A 19,828-nucleotide genomic window follows, 5' to 3' on the forward strand; every position below is an offset into this window, starting at 1 on the left:
GTAAAATGTTAACCTTTACCAATCATCAATGACAGTATTCCACCAGCAATTAATGGCCCAACGGGAATGCCTTTGAAAAAAGCAACGCCAATCAGTGTGCCAATAATTAATCCGTTAATGATCGTCGGATTAGCCCCCATCAACGAGACGCCTCGTGTGCCTAACCAAGAGACAATAATCCCAACCACAATCGCCAAGATTGATTGCCAAGTTGCAAACGATCTTAAAATATCTTTTATGCCAAGGGAACCATTAGCCAATGGCACCATCATTGCCGCAGTCAAAATAACAATGCCAACAGTTAAGCCGTATCGATTTAAAACGGGAAGGTATTGATTAAGCGGCGTGAGCTTAAAGAGCAGCAGTAATAGTACCGCAAAGGTCACGGTATTATTATGCGTCAAATAGCAAAGTGCAGCTAAAGCTAATAAAATAAAAAAAGAAACATCAAACTGTGCCATCATTGTATTCATCCCCTCATTTCGCCACTCAATCACTAGTCGCTAATTATCTGAGGTTGTTGACCTTATCAAGCACCCACTAGGTACCGAAAATGTCGACTTTATCATCAAAGATAAAGCCGATAAATAGATAAGGCATTGATTAAAATAGATGACTAATTATAGCGGAACACCGATACGGTGAGCAACCTCTTCATAAGCCTCAATCACGCCACCTAATCCTTGGCGAAAGCGATCTTTATCCATTTTTTTCAGCGTTTCTTTTTCCCACAGCCGGCAACCATCTGGTGAAAATTCGTCGCCTAATACGATTTGCCCTTTAAACATGCCAAATTCTAATTTGTAGTCAATGAGAATTAAGCCGGCTTGATCAAAAATAGCACTGAGTATGGTATTAATCTTAAAGCTGAGTTCTTTCATTTGCTTAAGCTGATCTTCCGTTGCCCAACCAAAGGCACGGCAATGAGACTCATTGACCATTGGATCATGCAGCGCATCATTTTTTAAAAACAGTTCAAACGTTGGCGGATTAAGTACCATCCCCTCTTCAATCCCTAGTCGTTTGACCAATGAACCAGCTGCCCGGTTGCGCACTACACACTCAACTGGCACCATATCGAGTTTTTTTACCAGCACTTCATTATCAGACAATAGCTGTTCAACCTGCGTTGGCACGCCAGCTTGAGCAAGCTTGGTCATAATAAAGTGGTTAAATTTATTATTTACCTCGCCTTTTCTGTCTAGCTGCTCAATGCACAGACCATCAAAAGCAGAGGTATCATTTCTAAACTCAAGAATCAGTAAATCAGGGTTACTTGTTGTATAAACAGTTTTGGCTTTACCACGATATAATTCAGCTAATTTTTTCATTTCCAGGTCCATTAATTAATCAATAAAACAGAAGAAACATAAAATAATTAAGGCGCATTAATGCGCCTTATCCTAATTAACTGCTTGGTTTTGCGAGGGGACTACGGCTGATCTCATCAACAAATTAAAAAATTCATTGGTATAATATTGACGCTCAATCGCACTCGGTATGTCTTGCCCCATTCGTTGTAATGACACAAGTTCAAGAGTGATGTACTCACGCCCACTCGCCAGTTTACGTTGCAATAAATAACTGGCTTCAACTGGCTGTGGATCATCCGTGCGGTAAACAAATCGTGTGCCAGTTTTAATCACAGAACTGTCATTACGTTCAGCACTGATATTATTAGTACTTAAAATAGCTGGAATTTGTGACCAAAAATTCGCATAACTCGGTGAGTCAAACTTAATCATACCCGATTGGTAAGTGACATAGCTATCAGCAATCGTTGGTAGTGGCAAAGATGGTGGACGAATGTCAACCGCTTTACCCACTTCGCCTTTCGTCGTGACAGGAAAAATATAGTATTCGTTTGATGCTGCTGGCACAGTTAGCGTCTTAGGCACAATTAATGGTTTCAATTCAGTTGCTTTCAAATATTCATCATTACCATCAACTTCACGTTTATAACGCTGATCTGAACTACAACCAGCTACCAATAATGACAATAGTGAAGCAACAATCAAAGTCTGTTTAAACATAATTCTCTTTCTACTTAAGTTTGATAGTGAGCTATTCTACAATAGTTTAGCCAATTTTAATGCTTTTTCTACTTCCAAAATAGCAGGATTAGTTAACGGCGTCATCGGTAATCGCATTGTGGCATTTTGGATTAATCCAATTTTTTCACACGCCCACTTTACCGGGATTGGGTTAGGCTCAATAAATAATTTACTATGTAATAGTGATAAAGTATCATTGATTTCGCGCGCTTCTTCAATACGTTTACTAACAATTAGCTGACAAACTCTTGCAACTTCTCGAGCAGCTAAGTTTGCAGTGACTGAAATCACCCCATCACCACCTAATTGCATAAACTCAAAAAAGGTCAGATCATCACCACTTAATAACTTAAAGTTATCACCGACTAATTTCCGCGTTTTATAAACACGCGATAAATCTCCTGTTGCATCTTTTAATGCAACAATGTTGCTAATTTTCGATAACTTAGCGACCGTTTCTGGCTGTAGATCACAACCCGTACGACCGGGAACATTATATAGAATTTGGGGTAATGAAGTATTTTCAGCAATCATTCTAAAGTGTTGGTATAGGCCTTCTTGCGTCGGTTTATTATAGTACGGCGTCACACTTAAGCACCCCACCACACCGACACGCTCAACTTGCTTAGTTAACGAAATTGCCTCAGCAGTCGCATTAGCGCCGGTACCGGCAATCACGTTAATACGCCCTGCCGCATATTCAACAGTTTGCTTAATCACATCAATATGTTCAAGATGATCTAATGTTGCTGACTCCCCAGTAGTACCGACTGATACAATTGCAGATGTGCCACTTGCAATATGGTATTCAACGAGTTTTTTTAGGCTTACTCGGTCTACATTTCCTTTAACGTCCATGGGAGTGACTAACGCAACAAGACTACCTGTAAACATAAAATGACCTCTACTTACTATTATAAAATAGAAACAACAAAAAATTTTATTTAGTATGCGTGATTTCCACCTTAAATTCAACTTAACGCGTGGTGTTTATCGGCAAAATAACTAAATGTGAATATATTATAAAAAGTATTATTAATATTTATTAAAACTCTCATATCAAATCACCGCACACTGAGCGACTCACCAAATAAACCAGTAAAAGTTCAATTACAACGCACGATCAAAATACAGGTCAATCTGGCTTAATTTAGCCATACAATCAAGGTAAATTTTTACTTTTGGTGGAAATGTTAATCCTTGCACACACGTTAAATTACGTAACGTTGGGAATAAACAAATATCATCAATAGATAGCGTACCATTGCAGGCTTGAGGTGATTTTAATTGTTTGTCTAATTGTGCTAATAATGCCTCAACTTGTGCTGTCACCTGCTCTGTTTTTTGTAGGCATTCACTAAATGGGCCCGATCGTGGTTTCTTTTTATTTTCAAAATAATCTCTCGCACTGTGTGTTTGAAACTCAGGTAAACCAAGCGCAACATAACGCGGGTAAACTAAGATATAATCGACAGCCTGGATTTTGGCCAAAATTGCGGCCAGCTCTTCAGATTGTTTCCCCACCAAAACAGGTGCATCGCCATAATGCTGATCAACATACTCAACGATATCTAAACTTTCAGGCATATAAGTACCATCTTCTTTTTGTAAGATAGGCACCATTTTTTGCCCGATCATTTTAGTCGGAGTCTCATCATCATCATTGGCGAGCATCACTAACTCGAAAGGAATTTTCTTGAGCCCAAAAATCATCCGCGTTCTTACACAAAATGGACAATGATCATAAACAAATAATTTCATTTTTTTCTCCTAACGATATTGAGCACTGTGACTCAATTTAATCCGAATACGTTCAATAACCGCTAATAACATAACCAATATAAAGAACAACATCGCCACCATACCCGCCGTCATCAACGATTTTTCATAACCAATACGATTAACATTAATAAACGGATAAGGATATTGACCCGTAAGATGACCCCTTATAAAAATATAAAGTCCATAACCAAGTAACGATAAAAATACATAACTCACCACTTTTAGGTTAATGCGCATAAATGGCCCATACAGTAGCCATGTCAATAAGCCTAATAATGGGATAACAACATGTAAACTTTCGTTAGCAAATGCTAATAGTAAACTAGGCGGTTTATGAATGCCTCTTAACATGACATTATAAACCAACATAGTAATCATCACACCCACAATACCATTTAATCGAATAACATTAAACCATGTTCGATCACAAGTTGGCTTACAGGCTAAAACCGCGCAACTCACGGCCAACATGATATTGGATAATACGGTAAAAAAACTATAATAAAACACCATTCGTCCAATCGGTGAAGCCGGTTGCCATGGCTGAAAGCGATGAAACCAGTACATATAAGTTTCAATACTAATAACGATTATCACAAATAATGCAATAAATAGATTAACACTGCGATTTATCATACTCACTCAAACTCTTATTAAAATGGTGTTAAATAACACTGGGGTTTAGCGGCTTTGCCCAACCCGATTAATATAATTTTTTCGATAAATAACGCGCAATTATTGGCCCAAACACTAGCACACTAAAAAACCGTAAAATCTGTAACGGCAGAATAATCGCCAAATTCGATTGCGTGTCGAGTGCAATAATGACCGATGTTTCAAGCCCACCGGGGCTCGTTGCCAGAAAACACGTTAAATAATCAATACCCAAATAGTGATGCAGTAAAAGTGCCTGACCATAGCAAAAAACCAGCATAATGATAATCGACAATAAAATAATCGGTAATGCTTTGATCGCCAGCTTGATAACAGCGATATTAAAGCGCAAACCAACCGATAATCCAATTGAACCAAAACATAATAACAGTAACCAAAGCGGTGTCTCTAGCTGCACAAAACCATTAATTTGTAAAACCGCACCTATCACCATCGGTAGTAAAATACGTCCAGAAGGAAAACGAATCAGTCCGGTAATGATTACACCAACAACTGCAATCAATATTGTATAAAGTAGGTTCCAACTCGGTAGTGCAAACCAAACTGTTTGCGGCATAGAGTTTGTCATCGTCTCGATGGCAAAAAAGTGCGAAAAAATAGCCAGCATCAAAACAACGCCAATCACTCTCAAATACTGAATCAACGCCACCAAACGTGCATCAGCGCCATAGTCGCCACAAATCCCCACCATAGCCGAAGCACCACCTGGCATAACCCCCCAAACCGCCGTTGAACCCGGTAAAGCGGAAAATTTCACCATAATGACGCCAACCACAACACTAATTAGCACGGTGGAAATGGTGATAACTAAAGCAAGATGCCAATAGGACATTAAATCGAATAGCACATTGGCGGTAATCGCTTTGGCAGTTAAGCACCCTAAGATACCTTGTGATAAATTGAATATTTTTTTGGGAATATAAACGCTAACGTTTCTCAAACCCAATATAATCCCTGCTAGCATTGGGCCAAGTAAAAACGAAGCGGGTATTTGATTGATATAGATTATCAACGTAATCACAAAGCTAAGGCTAATCACCACACACCATTTCCACTTTATCGCCCGCTGTTTTTCCATGTTATATCTACCTAATTTTCTAATCGCAACAGGAAAAGATTAACACATTGCACCAATAAATCGCGTACAAAAAAATAATTCAAGGATTAGTGTGCTCGAAAAACACGCTGCTTAATGTCAACAACATCGACACCGTTGTGATATTAGACAATATTTGGATAGTAATTATAATGATGACCATATTTGATTGTATACGCCCATCAATCGGTAAGGGCTTTGGTGTTTGAATGATGATTTGCAGCCCTTTTATTATCTTATCATCAATAATATTAGTCGTTCGCATTCTCACTCTATAGGAAATGATCCCGATACCATCAACTTCATCACGGTGACGATGAATAGCACCTAAATGCATGACTGATTTGATATCAAACGGTTCAAGTTGATACATCTGAGTGTAAGAAGGTTGAGCTGAGCGATATATTTGATCTGAAATTTAATAAAAATTATCAAATCCCATGCCCTGCATTTTTGCAGTGGCGCAGGCGGTTAAAATGCTCCCCCCATGACATTTGCAGGCCGACTAAACCATCACACCGTAATTTAATCATCATTATGATTAAATTAGAACATACCTGAACAATACTAAATATCAATACCGTTTACAGATTAACGTAACGATTATCTTATGGCTATTTTATTCAAAAATACAAATTAACTATTACTTAACACTAAGCAATAATAAACAAAACACTCTTTATTCAAGCTTTGCATAGGCCTTACATACAAAAAAAATGAAATACGTCATAATAGTTACTCAATGATTATTCATTGTTTTCCTATTCCTTATCTTGGCCCAACACCTGTTGGGCATTTTTTTGCGTATTAAGCCATAGACTATGTGAAAACACGACAAAAATAAGCAATGCAAAGACCACAAATAATGCGCCAATATAACCGATCTCTGCAATCGATAAATGCTGTAAAATAAAACTTCCCGCTAATGCACCGCCGCCAATACCAATATTATAAATGCCCGAATAGACAGACATCGCAATATCAGTGCCATCAGGCGCAATCTCCAGTACTTTACTTTGCATTAGCATACCAAATATTGTAATGACCGTTCCCCAAACTAAGCATAATGCAATTGCACTATACGAGTGAAGGGATGAAAGATAAAATAAAGCTAAACACATAGCTAATAACGCTAAAGTATAAACAAATAATATTATAGGATACTTATCGGCGTACAGGGCAAAAATAACACTACCGATAATACCAGACAATCCAATGCATAATAACAAGATCACGACAAAGTAATCATCAAATCCACCGATTTGATGCATAAATGGGGTAATGTAGGTGTAAGCGGTAAAATGCCCAGTAATAACAATTGCAGTTAATATATAAACATGGACTAACACAGGCCGCCTTAACAAGGATGGTAAGTTATGTAAGGATTGCGTATTGGTACTCGGTAACTTTGGCAGTAAATAAATCAATGCTAACATCACACCAAAAGCGACAACCCCAATACACAAAAATGTAATTCGCCATCCGACAAGTTGACCAACCATTGTGCCGATAGGAACACCTAGCACAATTGCCATAGAGGATCCGGCAACAATAAAGCCCATTGCTTTGGCTTTTTTGCCACTCGGTGCCAATCTAACCGCTAAAGGTGTTGTAATTGCCCAAAAAACAGCATGAGCACACGCAATGCCGATACGTGCAACCATTAAACTTTCAAAGCTCCAAGCAAAACCCGCTAATATATGGCTGGCAATAAACAATAAAAACAAACCGATCAGAAGGTGTTTACGTTCAAACTTAGCGGTGATAATGGTCAACGGTAAAGAGAGTAATGATACGGCCCATGCATAAATTGTAATGAGTAACCCTGTATGACCAACTGTCATATCAAAACTTGCAGCAATATTGGGCAGCAAACCAACCGGAACAAATTCGGTAGTATTAAAAATAAAAGCCGCAAAAGCTAAACATAAAATAGCAGACCAAGCTTGCGAGCGTTTCACTACAGGATATAGATGCATGATAAGATGTCGGTAGTGTCAGGGAGATGACAATTATAATCAATACCGTGTAAAATTCAAATAGGCGGGATAAAACTATTCTCCTAGCAAAAGGAGAATAGTGAATAACAAAAAATTATTTACACGCTTTAGCCGCCGCCAAGGCTTTTTCATAATCAGGTTCTGTCGTAATTTCTTTAACATATTCAACATAAACCACTTTGTCATTTTTATCAATGACAAACACCGCTCGTGATAATAAACGTAGTTCATCAATGACTACACCGTATTTTAAACCAAAATCTAAATCTTTATAGTCTGAAGTCACTTTTACCGCATCAATACCTTCAGCGGCACAATAACGATTAAGTGCAAACGGTAAATCAACACTGATTGACAGAATCACAGTATCATCAAGCTTGGCTGCTTGAGTATTGAAATGATGCACTTGGGCACTACACACTGACGTGTCAATTGATGGCACCGCATTGATAATTTTTACTTTACCCTTAAAATCTGCAAGTTTGACAGGCTTTAAATTTGCATCGGCGACAATAAAGTCAGGAGCATTTTCACCAACCGTTACCAAATTACCTAATAGGGTAAGCGGATTTCCCTGCATTGTTACTTCATTTGTTCGTTTTAGCATACTAACTCCTTGTTATGTCATTAAATATCGTACTTACTAATAAGCTTAAAATGTATCAACCATGATAATTTCTGTGTGTTCAAGCGCTTCGATCGTCAATGCCTGCTCATTTTTAATCGCCACACCATCTCTAGCATTCGCTTGATAACCATTCACTTGATATTGGCCTTTTACCGCAACTAAATAAATGTAATGCCCCACTTGGACATTATACACTGCTGATTGACCTGCGTGCAAAGTGACAGCTAATACTCGCCCACTTGTCTGAATGGGTAAGGAATTTTGACTTTCATCTTCAGCAAATCCACTTGCTAATATTTTGAAATGAGCTTGATTAGCGGCTTTGGGAAACCGTTTGGTTCCCCAAGCAGGTGTATTACCTATTTTGTCTGGCATAATCCAAATTTGAAATAACTTCGTTGTTTCATCTTCTAAATTATATTCGCTATGTCTAACGCCTGTTCCAGCACTCATAACCTGCACATCCCCCGCCTCAGTTCGGCCGTTATTGCCCATGCTATCAGTATGGGTAATCGCGCCTTGATAAACGTAAGTAATAATTTCCATATCACGATGCGGATGTAGCGGGAATCCGGACTCAGGAGCGATAGTATCATCATTCCATACTCTTAATTTACCCCAATGCATACGCTCATCATCATAATAGTTAGCAAAAGAAAAATGATGCTTAGTCTCTAACCACGGATACTGAGCACTGCCTAATTGGGCATATGGTCGAATTTCAATCATAAATTCATCTCTTTATCACTTACTCTAATCATATCGGAATAATATGCAGAAAAACCAGTAAGAACGCAATGTATCAATAAACTATTATAGGCATTGTTATAACTAATTACTATGAGTTATCTCGCAATGGTACTCAAATTAGTTACTATTACAAAAGCAATGTCAATTTATCTGATGATAAATAGGTAGGAGATAAAAGCTAATTAGCCGCTCTCATCCAAAAATGGATGAGAGCGAAAAGCACAATTCACACGCTATTCTAATGCTTTTCCTTTCGTTTCTGGAATCAGGAATAAGAATGCAAATGCAGACAGTAGGTAAGCGGCAGATAGCAATGCTAACGCATAGCTAATTGAGTATTGCTGAGCTAAATAACCAATTAATATTTGTGACACGCCGGCAATTCCGCGGCCCACGTTAAAAATAATATTTTCAGCGCTAGAGCGCGCATCGGTTGGATAATGCTCTGCTAACAAGGCACCGTATCCCCCCATCATGCCATTAACGAAAAATCCGATGGCAGAGCCAAACACAATCAATACCACCATATCTTGCTGATGGAAATAAAACCAAATGGATACGGCTGAAACCAGTAAGAAAATAATATAAGATGGACGACGACCAATTTTGTCACATAACCACCCAAACACCACAATACCTAATGCCATACCAATCGTCGTTGAAATTGTCCAAAAGGTGGTGTTTTTAAACGGTAATTGCAGTTCATTTGCAATCATCGTTGGCATCCAAACCATTAAGCCATAAAAGCCAAAATTTTGCACCGCACAAGCAATAGTTAATCCTAAGGTCGTTAAACATGTTCTTGGATCTTTAAATAATTTACCAACCGAAATTTTATTCTGGTTATTGTCTTTTAACTTTTGCCAAATTTCAGGCTCTTTTAATCCTTTACGGGTCCAAGCAACGAATAAAGCCGGTAGCACGCCAACGGCAAATGCCCAACGCCAGCCAAAATACGCGCCAATAAAGGTCACCGTTAAGGTTGCAAGAATAATTCCCCCCTGAAATCCTAATGCAACAATCGACGTTGCACGTGAACGCTTATGTTTTGGCCAGCTTTCAGATACTAGCGTCATCCCAATACCAAACTCACCACCCAATCCCAATCCGCTCAAGAATCGAAATAGTGCAAAGGTTTCATAATTTGGTGCAATCGCACAAAGCCCAGTAAAAAAGGAGAAAATTAAAATAGTCCAAGAAAACACCCTAACTCGACCATATTTATCGGCTAAAATACCAAAAATAATGCCCCCGACAACGGCACCAAGTAACGTAATGGCATTTAATGTACCAGCGTCAGTAGGTGATAAGCTAAAATAAGTAATAATCATTGGTAAGCAAAAGCCTAACAACATGATATCCATTCCGTCTAATGCATAACCAACGGTTGATGCAAATAGGGTTTTCTTTTGATAAGGTGTCGCTCGATTATTATCGGAATGCTTAAGTAAATCTGACTCTGTATTCATTATTACCTCAAATAGTATTTTTGATATTTTTAGCCTAAAACTGGTTTAACAAAAAATGCGCGGTTATTTTCTATGATCTTCACCAAGAAAGCAAAAAATATGCCATTAAACTCAGTGATACTGACAATGGTGTTATAAAAAACAATAATAGTCATCATTCACAATCCATTTTCACAATAGATAATTACTGATACCATGGTATGGTCTTGTCCATTTACCACAATAAGCAACCTCATTGATTAAATAGTAAAAAGTACAATATTAGTTGTGTTTTGACCTTAAGTTCCAACCGTCTTAAATAGAATAGTAATAGGTAAATTTACTGAACCAATATTCATTCATCATTGACATTAAGGAATACTATGAAAAAAACAAAAATCGTTTGTACTATGGGCCCATCAACACTTCAAGCCGAAGTGATAGAGTCATTAATTTTAAATGGCATGAATGTCGCTCGCTTTAATTTTTCACATGGTGATCATCAAAGCCACCAAAAGCATATGCAGTTAGTCAAATCAGTGGCGAGCAAACTCGGCGTCAATATCGCCATTATGCTTGATACTAAAGGGCCGGAAATGCGCCTAGGTAAATTCAAATCAGGCAAAGTGATGCTCACTAAAGGCCAGACCTTTATACTAACGGGTCGTCAAATTGACGGTGATGAAACGATTGCCGCCATTAACCATCCGTCGCTCGCTAAAGAAGTCAATATCGGCGATAACATTTTGCTTTCTGATGGGCTAGTCAGATTAAAAATTATCGATATTGACGATCAAGACATTATTACAACGATTGAAAATAGCGGCGAAATGAGTAATAACAAGCGCGTTGCCGCACCGGGTGCTAATCTTAGTTTACCGTTTCTATCCGAAAAAGATATCGCCGATATCCTCTTTGGTTTGCAACAAGATATTGACTTTATTGCCGCCTCGTTTGTACAGCGCGCCGAGGATATTCAAGCTATCGAAGACCTGTTACAACAACACAATGCTAACGTGCAAATTATTGCTAAAATTGAGAATGCGCAAGGCGTTAAGAACATGGCGGAAATTCTTGCCCTTGCCGACGGCTTAATGATTGCGCGCGGTGATCTTGGCGTCGAAATTCCAGCAGAACACGTTCCTTTATTACAAAAACAAATGATTAAGCTGTGTAATCAGATCGGTAAGCCCGTCATTACCGCCACACAGATGCTAGAAAGCATGACAACTAACCCAAGACCAACTCGCGCAGAAGCCAGTGATGTTGCCAATGCGATTTTAGATGGTAGTGATGCCATTATGCTAAGTGGTGAAACCGCATCAGGTAGCTACCCGATTGAAGCGGTACAAACCATGGCAACGATTGCGCAATGTATTGAACCGACACTCGATAGTGAGCAAAGCCTATGGCGTTATGGCTATCATAAAACCTTCACATCCAATGCAATTTGCCATGCAGCGGTGCAAGTTAGCCATGAACTCAATGCTCAAGGCATTATCACCATCACCGAAAGTGGTAAAACGGCGCAAATGGTATCAAAATATCGCCCAATGGTGCCAATATTTGCCATCTCTCCAGAGATAAAAACATTACGTAAGTTACAACTGGTGTGGGGAGTAATTCCGATCAAAGGTCATGAACAAGCGAAAAGCACGGATCTGATGATCCGTGATGCGATTAATCAATGTATCACTCACAATTATCTAGCCAAAGGAGACCAAGCAATCATCACAGCCGGTGTCCCCCTAGGAAAAGTGGGTACCACTAATATGATTTTTGTCCAAACAATTGGGGTTGATAACTAACTGATACGCAATATAAATGGGGTTATTGCCCCATTTATTGATCAAAATACCAAAAACCTTTATTAACTAGACTCAGCATTGCTTGCAATAGCTCACCATCTTGCAAATCATCACGCGTTAATTGGCTTTTTTGGCACAATAAATCAATAAACTGCGCCGATAACGCGATTTTTTCACCGTGCACATAACCATGATCGCCAAGTTTAAAAATACGAATACTCGGTACACGGCATAACGATGCCCCGCTCTCGATTTCCTGCACCAATTCCTCATATGAGTAAGGTGGATCTAATGGAATAATGTTAAGTTCATGCATCGGTTGGCTAGTTTGCTTACCAAACCAATCAAGAAATAAATCATTATTATTAATCAACGCGCACATTTGTGATCTCAGTATCTCAATTTCATAAGGCTGAATTTGATATGGCTTGTCAGATAGTTGTAGCGTCGGATCTTGATAGAATATGCCTTTAGGCACATTATCTAATACATAATCAGCAAAACCACTTAACATTTCTTGTGATGTCGGCGTTCTAAAACCAACCGAATAACTCAGTGACTCAGTTAGACTCACACCATTATGAGGGTAACCAATCGGAATATATAAAATATCGCCAGGATTAAGCTCTTCATCAATAATCGGCGCATAATCTTCCACGTGTAATAATGCAGAATGCGCACTAAATTGACGATAATGAGGATTACGATCGCCCACTTGCCAACGGCGTTTTCCCATTCCCTGAGTAATAAAGACATCATAATTATCAATATGCGGTCCAACTCCACCTTGTGGCGTCGCATAAGAGATCATTAAATCCTCAAACTGCCAATGCGGAAAAACGCGAAACGGTTCAACTAACGTTGCCGCTTCTTCATGCCAATGATCAACAGCTTGTACAAGTAAACTCCAATTGGTTTCACCTAACTCGCTATAATCTTCAAATGGACCGTATTTTGCATCCCACTTCTCATCTTTATTACTGACGATTCGGCTCTCAATTTCACTCTCCATCGCCAGCCCAGCAAGCTCATCAGGCGTTATTGGATCGATAAAATTTGGAAAAGCTTGGCGTAATACTACTGGTTTTTTCTGCCAATAATGTTTAAGGAAATCGTCCCAATTAACCGCTAACTGATTTTTCATAATGATGCCTTATTTGTAAAATATAAACGCATTGTGAACAATAATAAAATTGTGTCAATATGCAAAGTAACACGGACTAAAAATGATGACCAAAAGACAAGAATTGCGCTACCTGCAAACGTTAAATTATTCATCTATAATCCGTACTATCTCAATTTATCTAAATTCACTTATTCATCAACCTCATTTAGTATCACTATAGGCGAATATAATAAAATCATTTATACTAAAGACTAACTTAACTATTGTATTAAGCTTAAAATCAATGAATGTCATCTCAACTCAAGCTCCTGCCATTGATAAAGCAACACGTATTTTTCATTTTATTGCCGAAAATGGTGGCTCAACATATACACAGATATATCAAGGGCTCTCGTTACCACAGAGTTCAACCTCAACCTTACTTGCAAGTTTAATCGCCAATGGCCTACTACGTCAAAACGAGGGTAGATATTTTCTAGGATTGATGTTTTACGAATTTGGTAATAAATCAGTTGAACAGTTTAATATTCGTGAATTAGCAATCGAACCATTAACTCAACTTAGGGATAAAACTCAGCTTGCTTGCCATTTAGGTATTTTAGATGGTAATTCTGCGATTTACTTAGCTAAAGTCGATAGCCCTAACGCCATTTTGGTAAAAAGCTGGCTCGGTAAGCGATTATCATTGCATTGTTCTGGTTTAGGCAAAGTACTACTCGCTTGGCTACCCGATGAGCAAATAGATCAGCTTCTTCCCGATGAAGACTTGCCAGCTCATACACAAACGACCATAACAACGCGCAGCTCATTTAAAGCGGAGCTTAAAAAAGTGCGCGAAAATGGTTGGGCATTTGATAATGGTGAAGATTTTGAAGGCATCACCTGCATTGCCGTACCCGTTTTTGATCATAATGGCAAAGTAATCGCTGCAATTAGTACCTCTGGCGTCGTATTTCAAATGCCTAAAGATAAAATTTGTGACTTTGCAAAATATGCCATTGAAGCCGCCACCAAACTAAGCAAAAAAATTCGATAATCCCGTACGCCCATAACAATGGGCTGATTCTTTTTTGATATCCCGATTTCTGATGCTTTAACGTCATCTTAAAAGCAATATTACCTGTTTAAAACTTTAATCCCCTCCTCCAATAAATTAAAATAACATTATAATTTTATTCAATTTAAAATTATTTTCACTTACTAAATTAATTAAATAATCAATTTAATATCATCGATTATCATTTTTATGATCCATCTCACATATTTGGATTTAAACCTATCTTTATGTTGTTAAATGACATAACACCCCCTACAATAACAACCGTATACAGATATCTATTTCAATATATTGGCGTAAAATAAATTAAAAAATATACCGATGGAGAATAACAATGTCTATTAGTCATACTTTTGAGAATCCTATCCTTAATTCAGCCATAAAGAAAACATGGCGAAGATTAATGCCTTTTATGTTTATTATGTATTTTGTTGCATTTATTGATCGTATCAATATCGGTTTTGCCAAAGATGCCTTTGCCGCTGATATTAATTTAAGTAATGAAGCCTACGCCTTAGGGGCCGGTATCTTCTTTGCCTCATATGCATTATGTGGTATTCCTGCTAATCTAATGATGAACAAATTAGGGGCAAAACGGTGGTTAGGAGCAACAACAGTACTATGGGGCGTATTATCTGCCTTAACGGGTTTTGTGACTAACGAAATCGAATTTATTATTTTAAGATTTGTATTGGGTATGGCTGAGGCCTGCTTTTATCCGGGTATCTTATTACTTGCGTCAATTTTCTTTCCCAATAAAATCAGAGGAACAGCAATTGGTATTTTCGTATTAGGTGTACCACTTGCCTTAACATTAGGTTCGCCATTATCAGGCGCACTATTAGAATTACATGGCTGGCTGGGTAAACCCGGTTGGTTCTGGATGTTTGTTTTAGAAGGGCTTCCCGCTGCGGTTCTTGGTTTAGTCTGCTTCTTTTACCTTGACGATAAACCCTCTGATGCACGTTTTTTAACAGCAGAAGAGCGAGATGCGTTAACCAATCAACTAGCATCAGAACAGAAATCCGCGGCAACAAGTAAAGTAAGTGATGCACTCAAAAATACTCGCGTATGGCATCTTGCACTGATTTACGGAACAATTCAAATTGGTGTATATGGCTTACTATTTTTCCTTCCATCACAAGTTGCCACATTAATGGGTACAACACTTGGTTTTAAAGCCTCTTTAGTTGCTGCAATTCCATGGGCAATCTCAGCATTAGGTGTCTATTATATTCCGCGTTATGCTGATCAGTTTGCGAATAAACGTGTCGGTATCTCAATTATTTGTATGGTTGCCTCAGCGATAGGCTTAACAATCTCAGCTTATGCTGGCCCCGTTATTGCGATTATTGCACTTTGCGTATGTGCAACCGGTTTCCTTGCGGTTCAGCCAATATTTTGGACTTTCCCACCGCAATTATTAACCGGCTCAGCTTTAGCGGCAGGGATTGGATTTATTACCACTATCGGCGCATTTTGTAGCTTTCTTGCACCCAACATTCGTGTCTATGCGGAAAAATTAACCAATAGTGCAAGTGCAGGACTTATCACCCTATCCTTATTCACGATTTTGTGCGCAATACTAATCGCGTTTTTAGGCAAAACTTATAATAAATAGTGAGGCAATGTATGCAAAAAATATTATTAATTAATGAGAAAGACAACTTAATTGTTGCGCTCAAAGATCTCAAAAAAGGTGAGTCAGTGTGTTGGGATAATAGCAGTTATGTGTTATCAACCGATGTGCCAGCCAAACATAAATTTACCACGCACGACGTGAATGTTGGTGATATTTTATACTTATATGGTTTACCGGTTGCAAAAGCAACGCAGCCAATTGCCAAAGGTGCCATTATTACCACGCAAAATGTGAAACACTACGCGGCAGAAGTTAATTTAGATAACCATAGCTATCATTGGACCCCGCCTGATGTGTCAAAATGGCAAGATAAAACGTTTAAAGGCATCATCAGGGATGACGGCCGTGTGGGTACGGCTAACTACTGGTTAATCATTCCTTTAGTTTTCTGCCAAAATCGTAACGTACTTAAGCTGCAAGAAGCACTAGCTACGCCGCTTGGTTACAAACAAACCCGATATGATGAAATCACCAAAAATCTATTAGGTTGTCACTCAAGTGATAGCGTTATTCACCAAAATAAACTTTTTCCAAATATCGATGGTATCCGCGCATTGACAGTAAACAGCGGCTGCGGTGGCACGGCTAATGATGCAATTTCACTGTGTAAGGTCTTAGCAGCTTACGCCGACCACCCAAATGTCGCCGGTATTACCGTGTTTGCATTAGGGTGTGAAAAAGCGCAGGTCAGCATTTTTGACGAACAATTAAAATTACGTAACCCGAATTTTAATAAACCGTATTTATTCTATCGCCAACAAGAGTGGCAAAATGAAGAAGAGATGATGGAACTGGCAATTAAACAGACGTTTGAAAAACTCGCAGGCGCCAATGAAGTCACTCGTCAAGCGGTGCCGTTATCTAAATTGAAATTAGGCGTAAAATGCGGCGGTTCCGATGGCTTCTCTGGTATCTCCGCTAACCCAACAATGGGGATTGTCTCAGATATTATTGTGACCTTAGGCGGCGCGTCGGGACTGGCTGAATTCCCTGAGTTATGTGGCGCCGAGGGCGATATGGTTGCCCGTTGCCAAAAACAAAGCGATAAAGTTCGTTTCCTTGATCTGATGAATCAATACGAAAAAGAAGCGAAACTTTGTAATGCTTCAATCGCCGATAACCCAAGCCCGGGGAATATCAAAGATGGTCTTATTACCGATGCGATCAAATCGATTGGCGCAGCTAAAAAAGGCGGTCATGCGCCAATCTCGGCGGTATGTGATTATAGCGAACCTATGGCAGAATCAGGATTATCTTTAGTTTGTACGCCAGGTAATGACGTGGAAGCCGTCACTGGGCAGGTGGCCGCTGGTGCAAATGTGGTGATCTTCTCAACGGGCTTAGGCACACCAACAGGTAACCCGATTGTACCGGTACTGAAAATTGCGACCAATTCAATCACCGCCAACAAGTTAAGCAGCATGATTGATTTTGACTGTGGCCCTGTTATCGAAGGTGCTTCATTACAGGAAGTGGCGGAAGACTTATTAGATTTAGTCATCAAAACAGCTAGCCACGACTACCTCGTCAAATCAGATCACCTTGAACAATATGACTTTATATTCTGGAAACGCGAAGTTTCTTTATAACGTAATGTAATCAATCATATTTTAATATTAAATTGCTATAAGGTACGTAAAAATGACAACACAAACTCACGAAAAAACACAATTAACAGGGGCAATCTGCCCTTCTGTTACGCCATTTACACAAGCAGGAAAAATTGATTTTAATGCACTAGAACAGCACTACAAACGCTTAACTGATGCAAAGTTAAGTGGCATTTTAGTGATGGGGACGATTGGTGAATTTGCCAATATGAATATCCAAGAACGTCTCTCCGTGATTGACGCAGCCAAACAAATGACATCGCTACCACTTATTGCTCACGTCTCTTCAACGGTTGTCAGTGATATCCTGCTCATGGCAGAAAAAGCCTATAGTAACAATTATGATGCCGTCATGATTTTACCACCTTACTATTATGGCCAAACACCAAATCAATTAATTAGCTATTTTGAATATTTAGATAGCCAATTAGCTGGCAACTGGTATATCTATAATTTCCCGGCAAGAACCGGTTGTGACGTTGATGTATCGATTGTTAAACACTTAATGAATAACTGCCCTCGCTTTGCCGGTATTAAAGATACGGTTGACTGTGCATCGCATACCAGACTCATTACGTTAGAATCACAAAAAATTCGCCAAGACTTTAGCGTATTTGCTGGATTTGATGAATATTTTGCGCCTAACTTAATGAATAATGGTGCTGGGGTACTATCTGGATTAACCAACATTGTGCCAGAAGTCTTTGTCTCGCTCTTTAATGCTTATAAAGCCAATGATTTGACTACTGTTGCGAATCTACATAAAAAAATTGCCAAACTTTCTGAAATTTATTTAGTCGGTGATGATTTTGTGACAACGATCAAAACAGCAGTTGCCCAGCAATTCGGCTATATGAAACCGATCTCGCGCAATTTTAATGGCACGCTAAATAGCCAACAAATCAAAAGAATCGAAGAGATCCTTAAGGCATAATGACCAGATTTATTTTATAAATTAATAAGGGGTATAAAATGGCTTATCGTATGATATTAAATGAAACATCCTACTTTGGGGCAGGCTCAATTAACCACATAGTGGATGAAGTCAAAAAACGCGATTTTAATAAAGCATTAGTGGTTACCGATAAAGATCTGATTAAATTTAATGTTGCAACTAAAGTCACCGATTTACTCGATAAAGCAGGCTTAAGCTATCAAATTTTTGATGAAGTCATGCCAAATCCAACGATCGGTATCGTGCAAAAAGGTGTACAAGTATTTAAACAATCAGGTGCTGATTACCTTATCGCAATTGGTGGGGGATCGCCACAAGACACCGCAAAAGCAATCGGTATTATTATTAATAATCCTGAGTTTGCTGATGTACGTAGCCTTGAAGGCGTTGCTCCTACCAAAAAATCAGCGGTACCAACTATTGCCATTCCAACCACAGCAGGAACCGCTGCTGAAGTGACGATCAACTACGTTATCACCGATGAAGAGAAAAAACGTAAGTTTGTCTGTGTTGACCCGCATGATATTCCGGTTGTGGCAATTATCGACTCAGATATGATGACCAGCATGCCTGCAAGTTTAAAAGCAGCAACCGGGGTTGATGCCTTAACACACGCGATTGAAGGTTATATCACTAAAGGCGCTTGGGAGCTCTCTGATATGTTTCATCTTAAAGCGATTGAAGTCATTGCTCGCTCACTGCGTGATTCGGTCAAAGGCATCGCAAAAGGCGGCGAAGATATGGCATTAGGTCAATACATTGCAGGGATGGGATTCTCTAATGTCGGACTGGGCTTAGTGCACGGTATGGCGCATCCATTAGGTGCATTTTATGGCACGCCACACGGTGTGGCAAATGCGGTTTTGCTACCCCATATTATGGCATATAACGCTGATTTTACCGCCAATAAATACCGTGATATTGCCAAAGCAATGGGTATACAAGGCACTGAAAAAATGTCGATTGAAGCTGCGCGTCATGCTGCAATAGATGCCGTTAAGCAGCTCAATAAAGATGTCGGTATTCCGGCAACCTTAAAAGAGATTGGCGTAAAACAAGAAGATATTCCAGCGTTAGCACAAGCAGCATTTGATGATGTATGCACTGGTGGTAATCCTCGCAATGCAAGCCTTAATGAAATTGTCGCGCTGTATCAAGCCATTTATTAATTGTCTGGCAGTTTAAACTGTCACCGCA

The 19,828-nt window shown here is 39.0% G+C and carries 19 protein-coding genes; 6 read left to right on the forward strand and 13 right to left on the reverse strand.

The window, feature by feature from the left end:
* Nucleotides 1-8: 8 nt before the first annotated feature.
* The 12 genes from DES39_RS05085 to DES39_RS11075 all read right to left on the reverse strand — a co-directional run bounded on the left by DES39_RS05085 (nucleotide 9) and on the right by DES39_RS11075 (nucleotide 10,612).
* Nucleotides 9-461 carry a DUF441 family protein gene (locus DES39_RS05085; protein WP_121144800.1) on the reverse strand — a complete coding sequence of 151 codons (453 nt, stop codon included), beginning with the start codon at nucleotides 459-461 and terminating at the stop codon, nucleotides 9-11.
* 159 nt (nucleotides 462-620) lie between these two features.
* A complete protein-coding gene (gene purC / locus DES39_RS05090) occupies nucleotides 621-1,331 on the reverse strand; it encodes a phosphoribosylaminoimidazolesuccinocarboxamide synthase (protein ID WP_121144649.1) in 711 nt (236 codons plus the stop codon).
* 72 nt (nucleotides 1,332-1,403) lie between these two features.
* Nucleotides 1,404-2,033, reverse strand: a complete 630-nt coding sequence (gene bamC, locus DES39_RS05095) for an outer membrane protein assembly factor BamC (RefSeq protein WP_121144650.1) — start codon at nucleotides 2,031-2,033, stop codon at nucleotides 1,404-1,406.
* 36 nt (nucleotides 2,034-2,069) lie between these two features.
* On the reverse strand, nucleotides 2,070-2,948 hold the full coding sequence (dapA, locus tag DES39_RS05100) for a 4-hydroxy-tetrahydrodipicolinate synthase (RefSeq protein ID WP_121144651.1): 879 nt from the start codon (nucleotides 2,946-2,948) through the stop codon (nucleotides 2,070-2,072).
* A gap of 216 nt (nucleotides 2,949-3,164) precedes the next feature.
* Complete coding sequence (gene grxB, locus DES39_RS05105) at nucleotides 3,165-3,815, reverse strand: glutaredoxin 2 (protein ID WP_121144652.1); 651 nt, start codon at nucleotides 3,813-3,815, stop codon at nucleotides 3,165-3,167.
* Nucleotides 3,816-3,824: 9 nt separating this feature from the next.
* Nucleotides 3,825-4,472, reverse strand: a complete 648-nt coding sequence (locus DES39_RS05110) for a Pr6Pr family membrane protein (RefSeq protein WP_121144653.1) — start codon at nucleotides 4,470-4,472, stop codon at nucleotides 3,825-3,827.
* Nucleotides 4,473-4,539: 67 nt separating this feature from the next.
* On the reverse strand, nucleotides 4,540-5,589 hold the full coding sequence (locus DES39_RS05115; protein ID WP_121144654.1) for an AbrB family transcriptional regulator: 1,050 nt from the start codon (nucleotides 5,587-5,589) through the stop codon (nucleotides 4,540-4,542).
* Nucleotides 5,590-6,368: 779 nt separating this feature from the next.
* Nucleotides 6,369-7,586, reverse strand: a complete 1,218-nt coding sequence (locus DES39_RS05125; protein ID WP_121144656.1) for a sugar transporter — start codon at nucleotides 7,584-7,586, stop codon at nucleotides 6,369-6,371.
* A 115-nt stretch (nucleotides 7,587-7,701) separates the two neighbouring features.
* Nucleotides 7,702-8,214, reverse strand: a complete 513-nt coding sequence (tpx, locus tag DES39_RS05130) for a thiol peroxidase (RefSeq protein WP_121144657.1) — start codon at nucleotides 8,212-8,214, stop codon at nucleotides 7,702-7,704.
* 45 nt (nucleotides 8,215-8,259) lie between these two features.
* Entirely contained in the window at nucleotides 8,260-8,964 is a 705-nt protein-coding gene (locus DES39_RS05135; RefSeq protein ID WP_121144658.1) for a pirin family protein, read from the reverse strand.
* A 254-nt stretch (nucleotides 8,965-9,218) separates the two neighbouring features.
* Nucleotides 9,219-10,454, reverse strand: coding sequence for an MFS transporter (locus tag DES39_RS05140; RefSeq protein ID WP_121144659.1), 1,236 nt, complete (start codon nucleotides 10,452-10,454; stop codon nucleotides 9,219-9,221).
* A 29-nt stretch (nucleotides 10,455-10,483) separates the two neighbouring features.
* A complete protein-coding gene (locus tag DES39_RS11075) occupies nucleotides 10,484-10,612 on the reverse strand; it encodes a hypothetical protein (RefSeq protein WP_281271061.1) in 129 nt (42 codons plus the stop codon).
* 204 nt (nucleotides 10,613-10,816) lie between these two features.
* On the opposite strand from DES39_RS11075, the gene pyk reads away from it, so the two are divergent.
* Nucleotides 10,817-12,241, forward strand: coding sequence for a pyruvate kinase (gene pyk / locus DES39_RS05145; protein WP_121144660.1), 1,425 nt, complete (start codon nucleotides 10,817-10,819; stop codon nucleotides 12,239-12,241).
* Nucleotides 12,242-12,275: 34 nt separating this feature from the next.
* On the opposite strand, the gene DES39_RS05150 is transcribed toward pyk, so the two are convergent.
* Complete coding sequence (locus tag DES39_RS05150) at nucleotides 12,276-13,385, reverse strand: ribosomal protein uL16 3-hydroxylase (protein WP_121144661.1); 1,110 nt, start codon at nucleotides 13,383-13,385, stop codon at nucleotides 12,276-12,278.
* Between the two features lie 265 nt (nucleotides 13,386-13,650).
* On the opposite strand from DES39_RS05150, the gene DES39_RS05155 reads away from it, so the two are divergent.
* The 5 genes from DES39_RS05155 (at nucleotide 13,651) to fucO (ending at nucleotide 19,800) form a co-directional block, all read left to right on the forward strand.
* On the forward strand, nucleotides 13,651-14,403 hold the full coding sequence (locus DES39_RS05155; protein WP_121144662.1) for an IclR family transcriptional regulator: 753 nt from the start codon (nucleotides 13,651-13,653) through the stop codon (nucleotides 14,401-14,403).
* A 355-nt stretch (nucleotides 14,404-14,758) separates the two neighbouring features.
* Nucleotides 14,759-16,045 carry an MFS transporter gene (locus tag DES39_RS05160; protein ID WP_121144663.1) on the forward strand — a complete coding sequence of 429 codons (1,287 nt, stop codon included), beginning with the start codon at nucleotides 14,759-14,761 and terminating at the stop codon, nucleotides 16,043-16,045.
* 11 nt (nucleotides 16,046-16,056) lie between these two features.
* Complete coding sequence (locus tag DES39_RS05165; protein WP_121144664.1) at nucleotides 16,057-17,655, forward strand: UxaA family hydrolase; 1,599 nt, start codon at nucleotides 16,057-16,059, stop codon at nucleotides 17,653-17,655.
* 52 nt (nucleotides 17,656-17,707) lie between these two features.
* The gene (locus tag DES39_RS05170; protein ID WP_121144665.1) at nucleotides 17,708-18,610 is read left to right on the forward strand and encodes a dihydrodipicolinate synthase family protein; all 903 of its coding nucleotides are present in this window, start codon (nucleotides 17,708-17,710) and stop codon (nucleotides 18,608-18,610) included.
* Nucleotides 18,611-18,648: 38 nt separating this feature from the next.
* Nucleotides 18,649-19,800, forward strand: coding sequence for a lactaldehyde reductase (gene fucO / locus DES39_RS05175; protein WP_121144666.1), 1,152 nt, complete (start codon nucleotides 18,649-18,651; stop codon nucleotides 19,798-19,800).
* The last annotated feature ends 28 nt before the right edge of the window (nucleotides 19,801-19,828 follow it).

It is taken from the genome of Orbus hercynius (assembly GCF_003634275.1).
In the GTDB taxonomy this organism is placed as follows: Bacteria; Pseudomonadota; Gammaproteobacteria; order Enterobacterales; family Orbaceae; genus Orbus; species Orbus hercynius.

Excerpts from the sequence above, each read along its gene's own strand:
- DES39_RS05110 (WP_121144653.1), bottom strand. The coding sequence starts at position 4,472 with ATGATAAATCGCAGTGTTAATCTATTTATTGCATTATTTGTGATAATC.
- grxB (WP_121144652.1), bottom strand. The coding sequence starts at position 3,815 with ATGAAATTATTTGTTTATGATCATTGTCCATTTTGTGTAAGAACGCGG.
- bamC (WP_121144650.1), bottom strand. The coding sequence starts at position 2,033 with ATGTTTAAACAGACTTTGATTGTTGCTTCACTATTGTCATTATTGGTA.
- fucO (WP_121144666.1), top strand. The coding sequence starts at position 18,649 with ATGGCTTATCGTATGATATTAAATGAAACATCCTACTTTGGGGCAGGC.
- DES39_RS05170 (WP_121144665.1), top strand. The coding sequence starts at position 17,708 with ATGACAACACAAACTCACGAAAAAACACAATTAACAGGGGCAATCTGC.
- pyk (WP_121144660.1), top strand. The coding sequence starts at position 10,817 with ATGAAAAAAACAAAAATCGTTTGTACTATGGGCCCATCAACACTTCAA.
- DES39_RS05160 (WP_121144663.1), top strand. The coding sequence starts at position 14,759 with ATGTCTATTAGTCATACTTTTGAGAATCCTATCCTTAATTCAGCCATA.
- DES39_RS05155 (WP_121144662.1), top strand. The coding sequence starts at position 13,651 with ATGAATGTCATCTCAACTCAAGCTCCTGCCATTGATAAAGCAACACGT.
- DES39_RS05140 (WP_121144659.1), bottom strand. The coding sequence starts at position 10,454 with ATGAATACAGAGTCAGATTTACTTAAGCATTCCGATAATAATCGAGCG.
- DES39_RS05085 (WP_121144800.1), bottom strand. The coding sequence starts at position 461 with ATGGCACAGTTTGATGTTTCTTTTTTTATTTTATTAGCTTTAGCTGCA.
- DES39_RS05125 (WP_121144656.1), bottom strand. The coding sequence starts at position 7,586 with ATGCATCTATATCCTGTAGTGAAACGCTCGCAAGCTTGGTCTGCTATT.
- DES39_RS11075 (WP_281271061.1), bottom strand. The coding sequence starts at position 10,612 with ATGATGACTATTATTGTTTTTTATAACACCATTGTCAGTATCACTGAG.
- DES39_RS05135 (WP_121144658.1), bottom strand. The coding sequence starts at position 8,964 with ATGATTGAAATTCGACCATATGCCCAATTAGGCAGTGCTCAGTATCCG.
- DES39_RS05115 (WP_121144654.1), bottom strand. The coding sequence starts at position 5,589 with ATGGAAAAACAGCGGGCGATAAAGTGGAAATGGTGTGTGGTGATTAGC.
- dapA (WP_121144651.1), bottom strand. The coding sequence starts at position 2,948 with ATGTTTACAGGTAGTCTTGTTGCGTTAGTCACTCCCATGGACGTTAAA.
- tpx (WP_121144657.1), bottom strand. The coding sequence starts at position 8,214 with ATGCTAAAACGAACAAATGAAGTAACAATGCAGGGAAATCCGCTTACC.
- DES39_RS05165 (WP_121144664.1), top strand. The coding sequence starts at position 16,057 with ATGCAAAAAATATTATTAATTAATGAGAAAGACAACTTAATTGTTGCG.
- purC (WP_121144649.1), bottom strand. The coding sequence starts at position 1,331 with ATGAAAAAATTAGCTGAATTATATCGTGGTAAAGCCAAAACTGTTTAT.
- DES39_RS05150 (WP_121144661.1), bottom strand. The coding sequence starts at position 13,385 with ATGAAAAATCAGTTAGCGGTTAATTGGGACGATTTCCTTAAACATTAT.